Genomic DNA, 2897 nt, shown 5'->3' on the forward strand with positions numbered 1-2897 from the left:
TGCTGTTCACGACCGTCTACTCCGGGGTCTCCCTCAACACGGACCTGACCAAGGGCGTCGTCGACCGCTTCCGCACCCTGCCGATCTGGCGGCCGGCACCGCTGCTCGGGTCGCTGCTGGGCGACAGCGTCCGCTACGTCATCGCCGGCACGGTGATCATCGTGGTGGGCGTCGCGCTCGGCTACCGCCCGGACGCCGGGGTGGCCGGCGCGGTCGCGGCGCTGGCGCTGGTCGTCGTCTTCTCGTTCGGGCTGTCCTGGGTGTTCTCGGTGCTGGGCCTGCTGCTGCGCTCGCCGAACGCCGTCATGAACGCCGGGTTCATGGGCATCTTCCCGCTGACGTTCCTGTCGAACGTCTTCGTCGACCCGTCGACGCTGCCCGGGCCGCTCGAGGCGTTCGTGAACGTCAACCCGATCTCCATCCTCGCGACGGCGTGCCGGTCGCTGATGGACGGCGAGCCCGACGGCGAGGCCATCGTGGTCTCGCTCGTCGTGGCCGCACTGCTCGCCGCGGTCTTCCTGCCGATCACCACGCGGCTCTACCGGAGCCGCTGAGACCGGTCAGCCGCGGGGGATCGGGGTGGAGGCGTAGGCGAGCAGCTGCCAGTCCCCGGTGTCCCTGGTCCACACGGCGAGGGCGAGGACGTCGAGCGACTTCGGCTGACCCTGCACCAGGAGGTCGGCGGTCATCCGCCCGCTCACGACGGCGGTGTCGCCGACGACGTCGACCCGCTCCACCGGGTGCTCCGAGCGCGTGTAGTCGTAGTAGCCGCTCTCGATCTTGGCCAGGTACTCGGCCTTGGTGTCGCGGACGCCGCTGGAGTGCGCGTAGCTGAGCCGGTCGTGGAACAGCCGCTCCAGCGTCGGCAGATCCGGGCCGAGCAGCGCCGCGTAACGGCGGTCCTCCGCGGCCAGCACCTCCGCGACGACGTCGTCGGTCACCGCGCGTCTCCCGTGCGAGCCATGCGCAGCAACGTAGTCCCCGATGCTCTGCCTCCGGTGGACGCGGACGTCCGCCCTACGACCACGGCGTGACGGGTCGCTCCCGGAGCTCGCCGTCGACGACGAGATCGACCTTCTCGTTCAGGAAGCACATGAGCCCGGCGATGCGCGGGTTCTCCGCGATCGGGGCCTCATAACTCCAGACGAGGTCGTCGACGACCCGGCCGCCGACCTGGGCCGACCACCACGAGGCGACGCCCTTGTACGGGCAGATCGAGTGGGTCGCCGTGGGCAGGAGGTCGGCGACCACGTCCTCGCGGGGGAGGTAGTACCGCACGGGCAGGGTCGTCTCGAAGAGCAGCGTCGGGCGGGTGCTCTCGGCCAGGACCTGCCCGTCGAGCTCGACCCGGACATGCCGCGAGCTCGGGGCGACGTCGACGCGTTTGTACGGGTCGCGTGCGTGGGCCATCAGGGGCTCCTCCTCCTCGAACCAGTCGAGGTCCCGCCAGGAGAAGGTGACCATGCCGGCCAGGGCTTCGAGCGGAAAAGGCGGCGACCGGTGCATCCAGGCACCGTGTTCCACGCGCCGGCCGCCCGCCTGCACCGTCCAGGTCGTCGTCCCGGCGTCATCCTGCTCGCCGTCGACCAGCACCTCGGGACGCACGTCGTCGACCGGCACGAAGTACGTCGGCAGGAAGCTGCGCGGAAGGCCACCGGGCCCGTACTGGACGTGCAACAGGGCACGGCGGGAGTCGGCGACCGTCGCACCGCCGAGGCGGACACGGATCCAGCGCGGCGTGGGTTCGACCAGCGGCCACCACCGACGTTGTCCTGCCAGGTCGGCCATGACCGAGCCCGCATCCGGGTCGGGCGTGCTCGGCGTGGTCACCCGGATCAGCGTCCTCGCCGCCCCGTGGTGGAGCAAGGGTCGGTGGCGCCGGCGAGGTCGGACTCGGCCGATCCGGCGCGTCGGTCATCCCGGAGCGGGTCAGCCGGGTGCGGTCGGAGAGCAGCCGCCGTCCGCCGGCCGGTCCGGTGGAGATCAGGCCAGACCGTTGCGGCGGGCGACCTCGCCGAGCCACGCCAGGCTGGGCTTCGGCGTGCGGACGAACGTCTCGCGGTCCACGGCGACCAGTCCGAACGTGGGGCGGTAGCCGAGCATCCACTCGAAGTTGTCCAGCAGGCTCCAGTGCACGTAGCCCCGGACGTCGGCGCCGTCGGCGATCGCGGCCGACAGGCTGCGCAGCGCCTCGTCGGTGAACGCGATCCGGTCGTCGTCGTCGGCCGTGGCGATGCCGTTCTCGGTGACCAGCAGCGGCGTGCCCGGCAGCATCCCGGCGGCGTGTCGGACGGCGGCGCCCAGGGCCTGCGGCCGGCGCTCCATCCCGTGGGCCAGGGTCTGCTGGTCCGCCGGCGGGGCGATGAGCCCCTCGGGGCCGAACCGCTGGGCGGTGTAGATCTGGAGGCCGAGGAAGTCGTCGCCCTCGGCAGCCTGGAGGAACTGGTCCATCATCGCGGTGCGCGCGGCCCGCATCGGCTCCAGCCCGCCGCCCTGGTCGATGTACTCCAGCCCGACCAGCGTCATCCCGGCCGGTGGCGACCCGGCGCCGCGGAGCACCTCCATGCTGCGACCGTGCAGACCGATCAGCGCCTCGGCGACCTCCTGGTCGGGCACGGGCAGGCCGTGGATCGGCTCACCGCGCCGGGCCATCGCACCGATGACCGGCTGCACGGCCATGAGGTTCGGCTCGTTGAGGGTGGCGACGTACGCGGCGTCGGTCAGCGCGGGGGCGGCGAACTCCACGAAGCGGGCGAGGCGGTCGCCGGCCTTCGGGCCGGTCCACCCGCCGTCGTGCATCAGCCAGCGCGGCATCGTGAAGTGCACGAGCGTCACGAGCGGGTTCAGCCCCCGCTCGCGGCAGCCGTCGAGGATCCGGCGGTAGTGGTCGAGGGCGG

General features: G+C 72.2%; 4 protein-coding genes. 1 reads left to right on the top strand and 3 read right to left on the bottom strand.

The features are described from left to right. The coding region (locus VK640_07630; GenBank protein HTE73055.1) for an ABC transporter permease at positions 1 to 554 on the top strand (554 nt) is incomplete at its 5' end. A 6-nt stretch (positions 555 to 560) separates the two neighbouring features. Here the strand turns inward: VK640_07630 and VK640_07635 are convergent. From VK640_07635 to VK640_07645, 3 genes are all read right to left on the bottom strand, one after another. Further along, positions 561 to 941 carry a nuclear transport factor 2 family protein gene (locus tag VK640_07635; GenBank protein ID HTE73056.1) on the bottom strand — a complete coding sequence of 127 codons (381 nt, stop codon included), beginning with the start codon at positions 939 to 941 and terminating at the stop codon, positions 561 to 563. Positions 942 to 1017: 76 nt separating this feature from the next. Continuing rightward, positions 1018 to 1830, bottom strand: a complete 813-nt coding sequence (locus VK640_07640; protein HTE73057.1) for a DUF427 domain-containing protein — start codon at positions 1828 to 1830, stop codon at positions 1018 to 1020. A 153-nt stretch (positions 1831 to 1983) separates the two neighbouring features. Further along, the coding region (locus VK640_07645; GenBank protein ID HTE73058.1) for a family 1 glycosylhydrolase at positions 1984 to 2897 on the bottom strand (914 nt) is incomplete at its 5' end.

This window comes from Actinomycetes bacterium, assembly GCA_035489715.1.
In the GTDB taxonomy this organism is placed as follows: domain Bacteria; phylum Actinomycetota; class Actinomycetes; order JACCUZ01; family JACCUZ01; genus DATHAP01.